Here is a 15222-nt window from a genome sequence, read left to right as displayed (position 1 = left end):
GCGATGATGTCCTCCAGCGCCTCACGGTACTCGTCGTGGAAACCGGACAGGTCCTCGATCGTCATCCGCTCGGCCAGCTGCAGAGCCTGCTCGATCTCCTCCTCGCCGACCTCGACCGCGCGCGGGGCCAGCTCCTGCGGGTTGCGGACCTCGACGGGCCACTTCATGGAGTGCAACACGATCGCGCCCTGGCGAATCCGCAGCAGGCCCAGGCGCTCACGGCCGTGCCACGCGAGCTTCGCCACAGCCACCTTCGAGGACCGCTCCAACGCCTTGCGCAACAGGGTGTACGGCTTCACGGCGACCTGCCCGTCGGCGGCCAGATAGTAGGAGTCGCTGATACGAACCGGGTCGACCGTCTCCGCGTCGACGAACGTGGCGATCTCGATCGCCTTCGCCGTCGGCAGCGGCATCTGCTCCAGTTCCTCGTCCGTCACCGTGACCGTCTGGTCCTTCGCGATCTCGTAGCCCTTGCCGATCTCCTCCTGGGAGAGGACCTCACCATCCAGCTCACACACCTTCCGCGTCCGCACCCGGCCCATGTCCTCCAGGTGCACCCGGTGGAAGTGGACATCGTGGTCCACGGTCGCGGACACGATCTTCACCGGGATCGTGACCAGCCCGAAACTGATCGCCCCTGCCCACAACGGTCGCGGCATTCCTACCTCCACACCCCCCACATCGGTGTCGGACCAGGCTGCGAACCGGAACGCGGACGTACTCGTCGGGTAAAGGACGCGCCGGGCCGCTGCCCGCACCTACGATCCTCACGCCAGGCTGGGCTGCCCGCACCTTCACCACCGCGTCAGCGGGCCCTCGTACGCTGAGAGCCATGCCCAGCCGCACCTGGACGCCGCCTGCGCTCTCAGATCTCGACCGCACGCCGCGCGTTCTGCAGCGCGGCCGCGGAAAACCCGGCCTGCGGGCACGGGCCCGACGGAACCTGGTGGTGTACCTCCGGCTCTCCCGACGGCCCGGCCACCCTCCAGATCAGCGACCGCCCCGGCACGGCCGCCGGACAGTTGATCACCGGCACGGTATGGGGTCCAGGCGCCGACCGGGCCCTGGCGCAGCTACCGGCCCTGCTTGGCGCCGACGACCAGCCGGACGCGTTCAGCCCCCGTCGCCGGGTGGTGGCCGCCGCACACCGCAAGCACGGCGGGCTGCGGCCGGCCCGTACCGGTCTGGCGATGAAGTCCCTGGTTCCGAGCGTGCTGGAACAGCGGTTCACCACCGGCAGCGCCCACTACGCCTGTCGGTACCTGCTGAACCGGTAAGGGGAAGCCCTCGGGGCCGGCCTCGAGGGGATGCGGGTCCCACCTTCGGCGGCCACCTGGCGATGGTGCCGAGCTGGGGGCGGCACCGGGCCGGAGTCGACCGGTCGAGAGCGGCCGCGATCCTGCGCGCCTGCTCCTACGCCCCGCGCCTGAAGAAGCCGCGGCCACGGCGCTGCCGGAGGTGATGGCCGCGGCTCCAGCTCATCCCCGGCAATTGGCCCCTGGACCGCCGCCGAAACCCTCCAGCGTGCCCCGACGCCCTCGCGCGGACGGGGTGGAGCGGGTTGTCATGTCAGAAGCCATGCATCAGGATCACGACATGGCTCATGAGACGGTCGTCGAGGAAACCTGGCGCGGAATACTAGAGGCGCGCCCTGGGGCGCGGCGAGGGAATTCTGCGGTTATAGCGGCCGCCTACGCCGAACCTCGGCTGCGGGCCCTGTACCCCTTCCCGAGCCATGGGGCGCTCAGCTTTCATCGGAACACGCAGTTCCCGTGGAGCAACGACCTGCCATACATCGTGGGCGACGCACAATCGTGCATCGTCTACGCGCCGCTGCGCCTAGGCGGCACACTGGGCGAGGCGCTTACTCCGCGGGAAGCGGCCGCGTTGGTCGTGGTCCATCTGCCCGACGACTGCGGGCCCGCCTTCGAGGGACCCTGGCCCGAGCTCGACCGTCCTGCCGGCTGAGGCGACAGGACGGCAGGGCCGGTTCACTTGGCTGAGAATGATCAAACTCGGATGAGATGGGTCAGTAAGTGCCTGGACATCGGTTCTGCCGGTCAGGCTGAAGGACTGCCGGGCAGTCGAGGTCGCCGGGCGACCGGTCTGAGGAGGACTGCGTGATCACCGCTGAGCAGTGGATCGAGGCGCTTGGCCTGGAGGAGCACGTGGAGGGCGGGTACTACCGCCGGATGTTCCAGGCCGATCATCGTCCCCGCATCTCCACTCCTGCCGGCGAGCGGTACACACTGTCGTCCATCCACTACCTGCTGACGCGCCGATCGCCCGTAGGCCACTGGCATCTCAATCAGTCAGATATCTTGCACTTTCACCACCACGGCGAAGCGATCACGTATCACCTCCTGTACCCCGACGGCCGCCACCACACCGCCGTGCTGGGCCAAGACCCTCGCCGCGGCCAGCTCCTCACGCTCGCCGTCCCCGGTGGAGTCTGGAAGGCATCCCACCTCACCCAGGGCGACCACGGCCTGATCAGCGAAGCCGTAGCGCCCGGATTCGATTACGCCGACATGACGCTCGGCCAGGAGGCTGACCTCCTGCGGCGGTTTCCCGAGCAAGCAGAGCTGATCCGCCGTTACTGCCGACGCGCCGAACTGTGACGATCTGAGTTACGGCGGCACCGCCTGAGGTCGCCAGACGGCTTGCAGGGAGAGCGCTGGACCGGCCGCGACCCGGACCCGTACCGCGTCCATCAAGCGCCGCGCGGCTGACGAGACGGCATAGATGGCCTGCGTGAATGAAGCGGATACAGCGGGCCGCTGGCGTGGTTGTCGGCCAGCGGCGATGACGTCCGGGCGGCCTCCTTGAGTTTGGGCCACAGGGAGCGTTTTCAGGGCAGACCGTGCCATATGGGTGTGCTGGGCAGGTTTGGGCCGGATTCATCGGAGTGCTGTTCTTCGCCATCGGTATCTAAGGCCGTGTGGGCCGTCTCGGAGGGGTTGCGGCAGGAGGTCGGCGGCGACATCCGCGTCACCGCCGTCTGCCCTGGCGTCACCGAATCCGAACTGGCCGAGTCCATCGCGGGCCCGGTGGGCCGTGAGGAGAGGCGCATGTTCCGCAGCGTCGCCATCCCGGCCTCGTCCATCGGCGCGGCCATCGCGTTCGCCATCGACCAGCCCGCCGATGTCGACGTCAGCCAGATCATCGCCCGCCCCACCTCCGGCCACGCCTGGGCCCAACCGGCCGAAGCGACGCGCGGACCAGACTGCCGGAGCCGCTCCGGGCACGCGGGTGCCGCCTGCCGCGGCCCGGTCGCGAGCTGGACAGGACGGCCGCACTGCCCTGGAGGGCGGCGGTGGTGACGGGGCCCACCTCCAGGGTCTTCCGGGGCAGCGGACGCCGATCCAGTGCCGGCAGTCCGGGGGAGCATCGTCGGGGGCGAGCTCGGCGAGAGGGCTGCCGACCGCGGTCCCGGGCTGGGCGTGGGGGAACCACCGCCGAGCGCGATGGTGACGGGAGTTCCGTCCTGCTGTCACGCCCGACCAGGGCGGAACATCACCGACGCGCCTCGGCCCGGTACGCGCGCAGGAAGGTCCGTACTCCCTCCACGACGAGCGGCCGTACGCGGGCGTCCTGCGCGGCGTTCGCGGAGCCGAGCCGGTCCAGTGCGACGCCGAAGGTCAGCGCGAGGAACTGGTCGGCCGCCAGCCGGGGGTCGGGAACGTCGAGCAGTCCGGCCTCGGCGAAGGCGGCGAACCGCTCGGCGATCGCCTCGTCGGGGGTGTCCGCGATGGGGTTGTAGTCCTGTTGCGGCAGGTGGCCGGACTCTGTCCGGACCAGGCGTCGCAGTGTCGTGTACTCCGCCGAGCCGAGCATGTCGGTCGCGATGCGCATCGCGAACGCGACCAGGCCGTCCTCCAGTTCACCGGCCTCGGTGAGTCCGCGGAGGGTGTCGTCGAGAGTGCGCCGGACCGTGATGATCAGGCTCTGGCCGACGGAGTCGACGACCGCCCGCAGCAGGGTGCGTTTGTCGCCGAAGTAGTCGTAGACCGTCCGCTTGGACACCTCGGCCCGGGCGGCGACCGCGTCGACGCTGGAGCGGTCGAAGCCGTCGGCGAGGAACAGTTCCCGGGCCGCCGAGAGGATGGCGGCCCGCTTCCGGGTGGACCCCTCGCGCAGGGTCTTGGTGGTCGGCATGGGCTCATCCTACTCGTCCTACACTGCACGGTGTAGTGTAGTTCACCCGGTGCGTTCCGCGCGCGTTCCACCGCATGCGTTCGGCCCCGGCTCGCCGGGCAGTGACGGAAAGGACCTCCATGACCACGACCCAGGCTGCTCCGCTCCATATGGGAAAAGCCGCTGTCCGGGCCCTCGGCATCCTGGCGCTGGCCACCGGCGCCCTGGAATCGGTGGTGACGCCGACGCTCCCGCTCCTGCGACGCGAGTTGCAGATGAGTCACGCCGAAGGTGCGCTGCTCAGCATCGTGCTTCTCGTCACCGGCGCGCTCCTCACGCCGGTGGCAGGGAAGTTAGGCGACCGCTACGGCGGGAAACAGGTGCTCGTCCGGCTGATGGCCGTGGTCTGCGCCGGTGGTCTGGTGTCCGCCCTGGCGCCGAATCTGCCGGTGCTGCTGCTCGGCCAGATACTGCAAGGGGCAATGGTGGGTGCGCTGCCCCTGTCGTTCATCCTGGTGCGCGAACACCTCCCCGAGGGAGAGTCCAAGGTGGCCATCGGGGTGGTCAGCGGGCTGTTCGTCGGGGGCACTGTGGCGGGAACGCTGTCGGCAGGGCCCGTGGCCGAGGGGCTCTCCCGCCACTGGATGTTCGCGTTGCCGACGCTCGCGGTCATCGGGGCGACCGTGCTGGTGAACAGGCTGATGCCGCACGATCCGCCGCGCCGGTCGGACGGCGCCGGGATCGACTGGCCCGGCCTCGGCCTCCTGAGCGGAACGCTGGTCACGCTCATGCTCGTACTCGCGCTGGCGCCCGACCTCGCCGCGAGGCCCCTCATGCTCGCCGTCCTCCTGGCGGTGCTGGCCGCCTTTGCGACCGGATGGACGGCCGTCGAGCGTCGCGCGGCCGCGCCGATGGTCGATCTGCGCATGCTGGGGTGCCCGGAGGTGTGGAAGTCGTGCGTGCTGACGTTCATGATCTGCGTGGGGACGTCGGTGGCGGTCTATCTCGTCCCGGCGCTGTTCGCGCTGTCCGCCGACGCGTACGGGTTCGGGGCGAGTGCGACACGGATCGGTCTCTTCCTGCTGCCCGGGGCCGTGGCCGCGTCGCTGGCCGGGCCGCTCAGCGGGTTCGGGGTGCGGCGGTTCGGTTCGCGTGCCGTGGTCACCGCCGGGGTCTTCATCATGGCCGTCGGCCTGCTCGGCCTGGCGGCCGTACACACCGAGGCCTGGCACCTCGTCGTCGGCAAGGCGCTGATCGCGCTCGCCAACGGGCTCTGCGTCACGGCGATGGTGACCAGTACCGCCACCTCCGTGGACCGCGGTGACACCGGCATCGCCACCGGCCTGGTCCTGGTGACGCGCGTGATCGGCTTCGCCGTGGGCGTCCAGTTCAGCGGCGCGATCCTCACCGCCGGAACCCCCGCCGGGTCGGACCTCCCGGCCGAATCGGCCTTCGTCGCCGGCTTCGTCCTGGCCGGCGCCGTCACCGTGCTGTCCCTCCTCGTCGTCCGCACCCTGAGCAAAGGAGCCAGGATATGACCCGCACCGATCTGTTGGAGAAGACCTCCGCCGCACGCGGGCGGACGGTCCTGATATCCGGGGCCGGCATCGCTGGGTCCGCCCTCGCGTACTGGCTCCACCGCTACGGATTCGTCGTCACCGTGGTCGAGAAGGCGGGCGCGGTCCGCGACGGCGGCTATCCCATCGACGTGCGCGGCACCGCACTCGACGTCGTCCGGCGGATGGGGCTTCTGCCGCGGCTGCGGGACGCGCACATCGATCTGCGGCGGCTGACCTTCCTCGACGAGGACGGCGCCGAGGTGGCCTCGGTCGACCCGTACGCCGTCACCGGCGGTGTCGCGGGAAGAGACCTGGAGGTGCGGCGCGGGACACTGGCCGGGGCTCTCCACGAGGTGGTCCGTGACGACGTGGAGTTCCTGTTCGGCGACTCCATCGACACCCTCGACCAGCACCGCCACGGGGTCGACGTCACCCTCCGCGTAGGAGGCAGGCGTACGTTCGACCTGGTGCTGGGGGCGGACGGGCTGCACTCCCACACCCGCGAGCTCCTGTTCGGCCCCGAGGAGCGCTTCCACCGCTATCTCGGCTACTGCTTCGCCGGGTTCACCGTGCGCAACACCTTCGGGCTCGTTCGCGAGGCCGCGATGTGGAACGCCCCGGGCCGGGCCGCCGTGCTGTACGCCGTTGGCGCCGGCGGTGACGCGCACGGCATCCTGAACTTTGCCCGCCCCCAGCCTCCTTACGAGGCGTACCGCGACCCGCAGGCCCAACTGGACCTGGTCACGGCGGTCTTCGCCGACGCGGGGTGGGCGGTCCCGGGCATGCTCGCGTCCCTGTGCGACGCGGACGACCTGTTCTTCGACGTGGTCAGCCAGATCCGGATGCCCCGCTGGTCCAGAGGCAGGGTCGCGCTGGTGGGTGACGCCGCGTACGCACCCTCGTTCCTCACCGGCCAGGGCTCCAGCCTCGCCCTGGTCGGCGCATACATGCTCGCCGGTTCCCTGGCGGCCGATAAGGATCACGCCGCGGGCCTCGCCGCCTACGAACGTGACACCCGCGCGTTCGTGACGCTCAACCAGGATGGGGTCGGCAAGGGCGAGGCCGCCCTTTTCCCGACCACGGCCCGGGCGCTCGAGCAGCGCAACACCATGCTGCGCTCTCTCGACTCCGCGCCCCCGGAGGAGGGGCGGCCGGCCCATGCGGCGCTGGTCCTGCCGGAGTTCAGGAGGGCTGCCGCCGCAGCTGCCTCCCCGCCACCACCGGTGGCACCGGCAACGCCGATCTCCACCACAGCACACGAGCCCGGCCCGGACACGCTTAACTGATCGTTAAGGCCACCGCCGCTGCGGCGAAAGCAGCGGGGTCCGCATATGTCGCCGCGCAGGCGGCGGTGGACGCCGGGAATGCGGCGGCGCAGGCAGCGGCTCCCGCGAAGGACGCCATCCAGCTCGGCTCGCCGTACGTGTCCAAGGACTCCGCCTCTTCTCTCGTGGTCCTGTCCGGCCAGGCGGCGAAGACCATCGCCGAGCAGCAGAAGGCCGTCGCGAGCGCCCACGCCATCAACGCGGCCCAGGAGGCCTCGGCCGCCCAGAGCATCGCCGACCAGGCGCAGGGTGACGCCAAGGCCGTCTACCAGCACGCGGCGAACGCCGCCAGGCACTCGCGGACGCCCGCGGCTACTCGAAGGAGGCATTGGACTACGCGGCCGGGGCGGCGAAGGCCCAGCAGTCGCCGGCCCGCACCATCGGGTACCACGCGCTCAGGCCACCGCCGACGCGGCTGCCGCGGGCAAGGCGGCCGGCCGCGCGGAGGCCTATGCCGAATCAGCCCGTACCCCTGCGGACGCCGCTGCTCTCGACACCGCCGCTGCCGCCCGCGCAGCGGCCACCCGGGCGGATGAAGCCGCCCACCGACCTGAGCCTCCAGCGGCGCTCGGCAGCAGGCGCGCACTGGCACATCACGCGGTGGCCGACTGCGGCACCTTCAGCACCCCGGCAATCCTCCGAGCCAGTTCCGCAACGTGCGGCGGCAGGTAACCGTCCAGCGCGTCGATGTCGCCGCAGAGCCGGGCCCGCACCCCATGGAGGCATGCCTCGGTGAAGCTCCGCTGCTCATCGGGCTCGGACATCGCCCAGCCCTCCGCGTATCCCTGTCCCGCGGAGTACCAGTGGTGCGGCCCGTCGTTGCTCTCGGACGGAGGCGGAGTGCCGAGCATCCCGGCGCTCTTCTGCCGGTCCGATTCGCGAGGGCCGGCGTCCCGGCGTGCTGCTGACAGTACGCCGCGATCAGCATGGCCACCGTGTTCATCGTGTCTGCCGCATCCGTCGTCCGGTGCAGCGTCATCCGCTGCCAGTGTGGGCGACGCCCGGCTCGGTTTACCGCAGCATCTCCTGGCAGTTCATGACCACTTCGGAGACGAGCTGGTGAACCGCCTGACGCAGTGGTTCAGGCATCCTGAGTGCCTTCCATGGCCGCACCGTGGAGGCGCGGGACTCCCTGACCTTGCAGTCGCGTCGCCCGCTCACCCAGACGGGTCAGGCCCATCCGGCCCACGGCAAACCGCAACACCACCCTCGGTGCGGGGGTGAACACGCGGGGGGCCTGCGGTGCGGGGTCTCACCGCTCGTGTCGGACATCGGTCCGGCAAGCAGCGGGTCCGTCCGCTGTCTCACGTCGTGTCGGACGCTCGGTGTCTCGGCTTCGTATCGTTTCCTCGGCGGCCCTTGTGGCCACCACCGCGCCATAGGCCAATAACGAGTTCGAGCAGTTCTCGTCGCTTGTCGCGAAGATGCCGACTTCGCGCTTCGTCCTGGTGAGCGACACCGTCTCACACCCGCGGCCGCGGCCCATCGGAACCCGGGAGACCGGTTGCAGACGGGCAGGTGACCTTCCACGCCGCCTCGATCATTTGAAAGATCTCGTCCAGCGCGGCCTGCGGGTCGGCCGCTTCGCGGGCCAGCGAGTAGGCGTCGATCACGAACCTCGCGATGGTGCGGGCGGCGGTTTCGCTCCGGGCCAGGTCAGGATCGGCGGCGATGGCCGTGGCCAGGGCGTCCGCGTGGCGTAGGCGGAGCGACTCGTCGTACTTCCGCAGGGCGGGAGACGCGTCGATCATGCGCCAGACAGGGGCAGCGCTGTCCGCGGTGCAGTGCCGCACCAGGGCCAGGATTTCGCGGCGCAGCGCGGGGATGAGCGGCTCGTGCGGCGCCCGGCCGGTGACCGCCTGCGTGAGGCGCTGCTCGAAGTCCTTGTCCTGCTCGAACACCAGGGCCTCTTTCGAGGCGAAGTGGGAGAAGAGCGTGGTGACGGCCACGTCCGCCTCGGCGGCCACGTCACGGATGCCCACCGCGTCGTAACCGCGTTCCAGGAAGAGCCGCAGCGCGGTGTCGGCGATCTTCTGGCGGGTCGCGGCCTTCTTGCGCTCACGGCGTCCGGACTGCACGGTCATGCCCGTAGGCTAGCAGGTATGAAAGGGTAACCGTTACGAAACGCTATCCGTTAGTGTTATGTTCGGCGGCATGAAAAAAGTGAGCTTCGCCGAGTTCGGCGGCCCGGACGTTCTGCAACTCGTTGATGCCGAGGAGCCCCACGCTGGCTTTGGCCGGATACGCATCGCTGTGCGGGCGGCGGGCGTGAATCCGGTCGACTGGAGGATTCGTGAAGGCCAGGTACTGGGGGCCCATCCGATCCAGTTGCCCTCCGGGGTCGGGCTGGACGCCGCCGGGGTGGTGGACGAGGTAGGCGAGGGAGTCGTAGGGGTCGAGGTCGGTGATCGGGTGTTCGGCGAGGGCTCCAGCACCTACGCCGAGTTCGCCGTACTGTCGGCCTGGTCGCGGATGCCCGAGGGGCTGACGTTCGAGGAGGCGGCCGGGTACCCCTCCGTGGTGGAGACCGCGCTGCGCGTCATCCACGAGGTAGGTGTGCGGCCCGGGCAGACGCTCCTGGTCAGCGGCGCGTCCGGGGGAGTCGGATCGGCGGTGCTGCAGATCGCCCGCGACCGCGGCATCACGGTGATCGGCACGGCCGGTGCCGCGAACCAGGAGTATCTGCGCAGCCTCGGTGCCGTCGCCACGACGTACGGCGAGGGATGGGGCGAGCGGGTTCGGAGGCTCGGCGACGTCGACGCGGCTCTCGATCTGGCTGGTTCGGGCGTGATCCGTGAGCTGGTCGAGCTGACCGGGAGTCCGGAGAAGGTCGTCTCCATCGCCGATCTCGGTGCGCCGGAGTTCGGTGTCCGTTTCTCCGGCGTGGCCGGAAGCGTGTCGGCGGCGCTCGCCGAGGCCGTCGACCTGATCTCGCGAGGTCGGCTCCACATCCCGGTCGAGAAGTCGTACTCGCTTGCCGAGGCCGCAGCGGCCCACATCGACAGCCAGGCCGGTCACACGCGCGGGCGCCGAGTCCTGGTCATCTGAGCCGCTTCCGGCACCGTTACACGGCACGACAAGTCGACACTTCTGTCGGGGTCCACCCGAAAGCTGCGCACCACACAAGGGCCCCATGCCAACCGGCGACTCTCACGACGGAGGCCGGCTCCGGCCCAGATCCGACATCCGGGTGAGATCCCGACACGAGAAGTGAGGAACACTGAGGACGATCTGCAGCGGACGGTCGACAGCCAGATACCCGAAGGCGTCGATCTGGACTGGAAGAAGGACTTCTACTCGGGCACCGACGGGGGCAAGAATGAACTCGCCAAGGACGTGTGCGCCACGTAGGCGTACGTTCCGTGAAGTCGAGCACCGAGGTCGGCAAGGTCTACTGGCTCCTTCCGGTGCCCCCGAGCACGCAGGCCGGCATGTCGTCGCGGCCCGGGCAACGACTACAACTTCCGCGTGCACGTTCGACACGGCGCCACCCCACGGACGCTCGCCGAGTCCGAGATCGCGCAGCGCTACCGCGACCGCTTCCAGGCCGCCACCGGCGACACCGACCGCCTGCACCAGGCCGCCGCATCCGGCCTGGGCCACCCCTCGGCCTACCTGACCAGCACAGAACCTGGGGTCCGCCCCACGGTGACGCACTCCCCGGGCTGGCTCGCCCTGGCCGCGGTGCCAGCTGTCCGCGGCCGAGCCCGCCGCCGACGCCCGCGAGGCGGAGCTGCGTGAAGCGGTGCGGATCGCTGCCCGCGCCGACGAGCTCCAAGCGCTGCCGTCCTGGCTGCTTTCGACGCTGCGGCCACTTTGTGGTGTGAGGCCCTCGAGGGTTTGGACGAAGACGTCCTCGCCGAGGCCGCCGCCGAAGCGCGGGTCTTCGGTGCTGGCCCGGCGGCCGCCGTCGACGAGCTGGTGCGCGGCCTGCTCGGGCAGTCGGCCGACTGGCAGCAGTCGATCGGCGAGCTGGGTTGCGCGCTCACCAAGGCGACTGAAGGCCGACCGCTACCCGGCTGATCCACTGACGCCGGCTGCACCAAGGACATCGGTTGGCGCCAGGCCCGCACCACGCTGCCCGAGGCCGTCGCACGCCATCACCACGCTCACTTGCTCGCCGCCATCGTCGAGCTCGGCGGTGAGCAGGAGCCCCCAGCTACCCGTAGCGGGCGCTTCAGGGGTGCGTCTTCCCAGAAGGCTGCGCGGTCAGCGCCGGCCGCCGCCGATGCGGCGGTCGTCGGCCAGTCCGGTAAGCGGGCCGAACTCGCGGGCAAGCTGGTTCCACGTCAGAACCTCGCCACAGCGGGCCGGGAATTCCTTCGGATTGAACTCAGGCATGGTCCAGGTGCCAGTGCCCCGGTCCCGCAGCCACAGGTCCCCGTCACCGTCGACCACAGTCGGCGGGACCGGTACGGGCTCGGCCTGATCGGTGGGCTCCCAGGTGACCCGGCCCGGGTGGGAAACGCGGCGCAGCTCGGTGGTGGCCAACCGCGCGGCCAAGTCACGGGTGGACTCTTCGGCGTCCTTGACCGACGCGAGTCGGAATGCGTCGTCAAGTACGGGCAGGGCTGGATTCTTGCTGCGCTTTGAACTCATACGCTGACTACCTCCGGTGGGGGGCGTCACATCCGTTGTGGCACCCCGTAGAGGAACACGGTATCCGAGGCGGGAGCCGGGCCGGCGTGAGCGGGGTGGTGGGGGTGGCGGCGGAGTCGTCATCGGTGGGGCGCTGCGCTGGCTTGGGGGCCGCCGCGCGGTCGCTCGGGGGCGGGGTGAGCTGGGTGGGCCGGGCGCCGGGTCAGCGGCAGATTCCTGCCCGTGCTCGTGGCGGCCGTCGGCGCACGCCAGGCTCCGGTGACGGCGGCCGGATGCCGGGTGGGGCCTCCTTGGGGCGGGGGTGCGGCCCGCCGGGGCCTGTCCGGCCTGTCGTGGCCGCTCACGTCCTGTCCGGCCTGGTACCGGTGTGTCGGTGCCGGGCCGAGTGCCCGGGCGGCGAACAGGCGGCTGCGGGCGACCGGACCGGTCGCGCCGGGCGTCATCGTCGTCGGGATGACGGTCTGAGCGTCCCCTCCTCCTCAGCTCCCGGCCGGTCGGGGTCGGCGGGCCACTGGGGGCGGCACGCCGCGGCCCCGTCGTTCACCCGGTGAGCATGGTCCCGGCGGCGGCGACCAGGGCGTCGGCGGCGGGGGGCGAGGATATCCTGCCGCGCCGGCGGCGGAACGCCTGTCTGCTGGGTCTTCAAGGGTGCTGGTGGACGTGGGCAGGGCGTGACCCCCACTTCGCACCGGACAGTGACAGCGCTGGTCCTGACTTCAGCGGCTCTTTTCGCCGGCCTGGCGACGGCGGCCCCGGCGGTGGCGGGCGGGATCGTCGTGATCGCGTCCTGAGAGAGACGATTACGAGATCCACCACGACGACTGACAGTGATGATGTTCGTGGTGACGCTGCGAGTGGGTATGACTCGCCGACTGACTGACGTCTCGACCGTCCTGTTGGGGATTTGGCGGCCCGCCGGGCGTCACCACGCACGCCGCCGGACGGGTGTTTGTGACCTTATAGGAGCTTGGTCCAGAAGCCCCGTCGCTGTCTTGTCCCTCCCCGGACCCGGTCCGCTCGACGACGTACTGCGCCTTCGAGGTGTTGATGTCGACGGGCAGGACGGGGATGTCGTGGATGCGGGCGTCGGCGACGATGACGTGGGCCGGCCCCATCCCCGGGTCGTGCTCCAGCAGCCCGGCGTACAGGGCAGCCGGGTGACCTTGAGCCATGCGGACTGCAGCGCCGGCACAGCGCACGCCACCGCGTGCGCCCGGCAGAATCCGTACGCGCCGAACGAGGCGACGATGTCCCAGACGTCGTCCAGCACCTTCGGGCTGTAGCCGCGGGCGCCCGCTTGCTGCCGGAACCACGCCTTGGTCTTCGGCAGGCGCTGTTCGTCGCTGAGGGCGCGGCGGGCCATTTTTCGGCCAGGGCGCGGTCGCATCCGGTCATGAGGGCGAGGATGTCGATGATCTGCTCGTGCCAGATCGTCCCCCGGTAGGTGTCGCGCAGGACCGGTTCCAGGTCGGGGTGGGGGTAGGTGGGTGTGGCGCCGTGGCGGGCGGCGATGTAGAGGGCGGGCATGCCGCCCTGGACCGGGCCGGGGCGGAAGAGGCTGATGTCGGCGATGAAATCCTGCGGGTCGCGGGGCTGGAGGAGGCTGGCCAGGTCCTGCCGGCCGGGGGATTCCAGCTGGAACATGCCGACGGTGTCGGAGTTCTGGATGAGGGTGAAGGCGAAGCGGTCATCGAGTGGGACGTGGTCGTTTCTGCCGAGGCCGATCGCCCGGCCGGTCGTGCGGCGGATCTCGGTGACGGCGTGCGCCATCGCGGACTGCATCCGCACCCCGAGGACGTCGAGCTTGAGGAGACCCAGGTCCTCGACGTCTTCCTTGTCGGCTTGGAGCATCGGGTATTCGCCGCCGGGGGCGGGCTGGACCGGCAGCCGATCCAGGAGGCTTGTGTTGGAGAGGATCACTCCGCACGGGTGCATCGCGATCCCGCGCGGCAGCGCGTCCAGCCCTTCGGCGAGCTCCCACAACGGCCCCGTACCGCCCGGCCTCGGCCGCACGCTCCCGGAGTTCTGGGAATTCGGTGAGGGCGGAGCGGATGTCGCAGGCGCGGATGTGGGGGAAGGATTTCGCGATCCGGACCACGGTGGTGGGCGTGATCCCGAGCGCGAGGCCGGTGTCCCGCAGGGCGTGGCGGGCGCGGTAGGTCTCGGGCATGCCGGTGACCGCGACCCGCTCGCGCCCGAAGCGGGTGATGATGCGGTCGTAGACCTCCAGACGGCGTGCGGACTCGACGTCGATGTCGGTCAGCGAGGAGCGCCGCTCGGAGAGGAACCTCTCGAAGAGCAGGTTGTGCTCCAGTGGGTTCGCGGTGGCGCTGTGGTTGACCATGGAGCCTGCTCCGGAACTGCGCGCGGCGACCCGGATGCCCATGCCCCGCACGTCGGCGACGACCTGGGCCACGGCGAGGAAGTACGGCTCGTGGTGCAGGCGGCCGAGGGTCCCGAGCTCGTAGTCGAGCTGGTCCGTCGCGCGCCGGTCGTGATCGAGACCGCGGGCGGTCATGCCGCTCTCGCACCGCTGCCGCAGCAGCCGCATCGCCCCCTCCGGGTCTGGCTCGAGCCGACCACGGAGGGCTCGGGGAAATGCGGTGCCCCGAGACCGAGGTCCCGGGCCGGGTCGACCTCGCACGCGTCCGCCACCGCAATGGTGTCGGTGATCAGCTTCACGGCGCGTGCCCGGTCGGTACCGGCGGCGGCCGCCACCCGTCCGGCGATGTCGGTCATCGCGGGCCCGTCCTTGAGTCAGCGCTCCCCGCAGTCCAGTCGGCGCCGGTCGACGGGGCGTAACAGCCGGGCCGCGTCCAGCACGTCCACGACCCGGTGCTGGACCGGATCGGCGTACCGAACGGCGTTCGTCAGCACAGCCGGAATGCCGAGGCGATCGGTGAGCGCCAAGGTGTGCGCGGCGAGACGGACGAGCCCGGACCGGTGCCGGACAGGCCCCAGCACACGACCTCCAGCCGCAACCCGCTACCGACGGCTCCCTGCCAGAGGGCGAGAAGCCGCTCGGCGATGTCCGCACGGCCAGCGGCGAGAGCTCGCAGCGGCTCGGACGCGGGACCGAGCAGCACCATAAGGCCGTCGCCAGCGTACTGGGCGATCATCTCCAACGAAGCCGCCGACGGCGCGCCCGCGGGGAAAGCTTCGGCGTGCGCGGCGGACACCATCCGGCACAACCGCGCCCAACCTTGCGCGTCCCGGGCCAGGAACGTCGCTCGGAACGCTGCTTCCGCTACGTGCGTACCGCCGCGCACCGGAGTGCGACGCCGAACACCGGCTTTACTCCGGCGGCCGCAGCGGCCTTCGCGAAGCGCCCCGTGCCGGTGACCATGTCGCGGTCAGTCAGCGCCACCGCCCCGATCCCGCGCTCGGCAGCCCGGGCGATGAGCGCCTGCGGACGCGAGGCACCGTAGCGGGCCGAAAACCCACTACTGACGTGCAGGGGAGGGATACTTCTTGCATAACACCCTCCGCCCAAGATATCCCCAAATGAGTGCCAATCGACCCGCCTGCACTTCGACTGTATCGAACGTTAATTCGAATACGCGAGTTTAGGGTGCTTGTGATTCAGCCACTGGTTCCTGCTG

General features: G+C 70.4%; 16 protein-coding genes and 1 pseudogene. 10 read left to right on the top strand and 7 right to left on the bottom strand.

Annotated elements, in window-relative coordinates; translation table 11 throughout:
- Positions 1 to 659, bottom strand: a 659-nt coding sequence (ku, locus tag V9U70_RS21420; protein WP_336672915.1) for a non-homologous end joining protein Ku, incomplete at its 3' end; no start/stop codon positions are given.
- A 363-nt stretch (positions 660 to 1022) separates the two neighbouring features.
- Between ku and V9U70_RS21415 the strand changes: the two genes are divergently transcribed.
- The 4 genes from V9U70_RS21415 to V9U70_RS21400 all read left to right on the top strand — a co-directional run bounded on the left by V9U70_RS21415 (position 1023) and on the right by V9U70_RS21400 (position 3323).
- Positions 1023 to 1277, top strand: coding sequence for a DNA glycosylase family protein (locus tag V9U70_RS21415; protein WP_336677590.1), 255 nt, complete (start codon positions 1023 to 1025; stop codon positions 1275 to 1277).
- Positions 1278 to 1566: 289 nt separating this feature from the next.
- Positions 1567 to 1968, top strand: a complete 402-nt coding sequence (locus V9U70_RS21410) for a DUF6193 family natural product biosynthesis protein (RefSeq protein WP_336677588.1) — start codon at positions 1567 to 1569, stop codon at positions 1966 to 1968.
- A 152-nt stretch (positions 1969 to 2120) separates the two neighbouring features.
- Positions 2121 to 2621, top strand: a complete 501-nt coding sequence (locus V9U70_RS21405; RefSeq protein WP_336677587.1) for a cupin domain-containing protein — start codon at positions 2121 to 2123, stop codon at positions 2619 to 2621.
- A 318-nt stretch (positions 2622 to 2939) separates the two neighbouring features.
- Positions 2940 to 3323, top strand: coding sequence for an SDR family oxidoreductase (locus V9U70_RS21400; RefSeq protein WP_336677586.1), 384 nt, complete (start codon positions 2940 to 2942; stop codon positions 3321 to 3323).
- Positions 3324 to 3516: 193 nt separating this feature from the next.
- Here V9U70_RS21400 and V9U70_RS21395 read toward each other — a convergent pair whose 3' ends face one another.
- The gene (locus V9U70_RS21395) at positions 3517 to 4158 is read right to left on the bottom strand and encodes a TetR/AcrR family transcriptional regulator (protein WP_336677584.1); all 642 of its coding nucleotides are present in this window, start codon (positions 4156 to 4158) and stop codon (positions 3517 to 3519) included.
- A 119-nt stretch (positions 4159 to 4277) separates the two neighbouring features.
- Here V9U70_RS21395 and V9U70_RS21390 point away from each other — a divergent pair, with 119 nt between their 5' ends.
- Positions 4278 to 5675, top strand: a complete 1398-nt coding sequence (locus V9U70_RS21390; protein WP_336677582.1) for an MFS transporter — start codon at positions 4278 to 4280, stop codon at positions 5673 to 5675.
- A complete protein-coding gene (locus V9U70_RS21385) occupies positions 5672 to 6982 on the top strand; it encodes an FAD-dependent monooxygenase (RefSeq protein ID WP_336677581.1) in 1311 nt (436 codons plus the stop codon). Before V9U70_RS21390 ends, V9U70_RS21385 begins: the two co-directional genes overlap by 4 nt.
- On the opposite strand, the gene V9U70_RS21380 is transcribed toward V9U70_RS21385, so the two are convergent.
- The 3 genes from V9U70_RS21380 to V9U70_RS21370 all read right to left on the bottom strand — a co-directional run bounded on the left by V9U70_RS21380 (position 6975) and on the right by V9U70_RS21370 (position 9105).
- On the bottom strand, positions 6975 to 7280 hold the full coding sequence (locus V9U70_RS21380; RefSeq protein WP_336677579.1) for a hypothetical protein: 306 nt from the start codon (positions 7278 to 7280) through the stop codon (positions 6975 to 6977). The two genes, V9U70_RS21385 and V9U70_RS21380, sit on opposite strands and share 8 nt — an antisense overlap.
- 334 nt (positions 7281 to 7614) lie before the next feature.
- Entirely contained in the window at positions 7615 to 7872 is a 258-nt protein-coding gene (locus V9U70_RS21375) for a hypothetical protein (protein ID WP_336677578.1), read from the bottom strand.
- 612 nt (positions 7873 to 8484) lie between these two features.
- The gene (locus V9U70_RS21370; protein WP_336677576.1) at positions 8485 to 9105 is read right to left on the bottom strand and encodes a TetR/AcrR family transcriptional regulator; all 621 of its coding nucleotides are present in this window, start codon (positions 9103 to 9105) and stop codon (positions 8485 to 8487) included.
- 70 nt (positions 9106 to 9175) lie between these two features.
- Between V9U70_RS21370 and V9U70_RS21365 the strand changes: the two genes are divergently transcribed.
- The 4 genes from V9U70_RS21365 (at position 9176) to V9U70_RS21350 (ending at position 11044) form a co-directional block, all read left to right on the top strand.
- Positions 9176 to 10069, top strand: a complete 894-nt coding sequence (locus V9U70_RS21365) for an NADP-dependent oxidoreductase (RefSeq protein ID WP_336677574.1) — start codon at positions 9176 to 9178, stop codon at positions 10067 to 10069.
- A gap of 162 nt (positions 10070 to 10231) precedes the next feature.
- On the top strand, positions 10232 to 10372 hold the full coding sequence (locus V9U70_RS21360) for a hypothetical protein (protein WP_336677573.1): 141 nt from the start codon (positions 10232 to 10234) through the stop codon (positions 10370 to 10372).
- Positions 10373 to 10489: 117 nt separating this feature from the next.
- On the top strand, positions 10490 to 10762 hold the full coding sequence (locus V9U70_RS21355; RefSeq protein ID WP_336677571.1) for a hypothetical protein: 273 nt from the start codon (positions 10490 to 10492) through the stop codon (positions 10760 to 10762).
- Between the two features lie 99 nt (positions 10763 to 10861).
- Positions 10862 to 11044, top strand: a complete 183-nt coding sequence (locus V9U70_RS21350; RefSeq protein WP_336677569.1) for a hypothetical protein — start codon at positions 10862 to 10864, stop codon at positions 11042 to 11044.
- Between the two features lie 186 nt (positions 11045 to 11230).
- On the opposite strand, the gene V9U70_RS21345 is transcribed toward V9U70_RS21350, so the two are convergent.
- Entirely contained in the window at positions 11231 to 11620 is a 390-nt protein-coding gene (locus tag V9U70_RS21345; RefSeq protein ID WP_285574611.1) for a hypothetical protein, read from the bottom strand.
- Between the two features lie 995 nt (positions 11621 to 12615).
- Positions 12616 to 15086 (bottom strand): annotated as a pseudogene (locus tag V9U70_RS21340) (PHP domain-containing protein); the annotation flags it as partial.
- Between the last annotated feature and the right edge of the window lie 136 nt (positions 15087 to 15222).

This window comes from Streptomyces pratensis, assembly GCF_037137275.1.
GTDB classification, from domain to species: domain Bacteria; phylum Actinomycetota; class Actinomycetes; order Streptomycetales; family Streptomycetaceae; genus Streptomyces; species Streptomyces pratensis_B.
The sequence above is the reverse complement of the archived record's forward strand: the minus strand, read 5'-3'. Positions and strand labels throughout refer to the sequence as shown.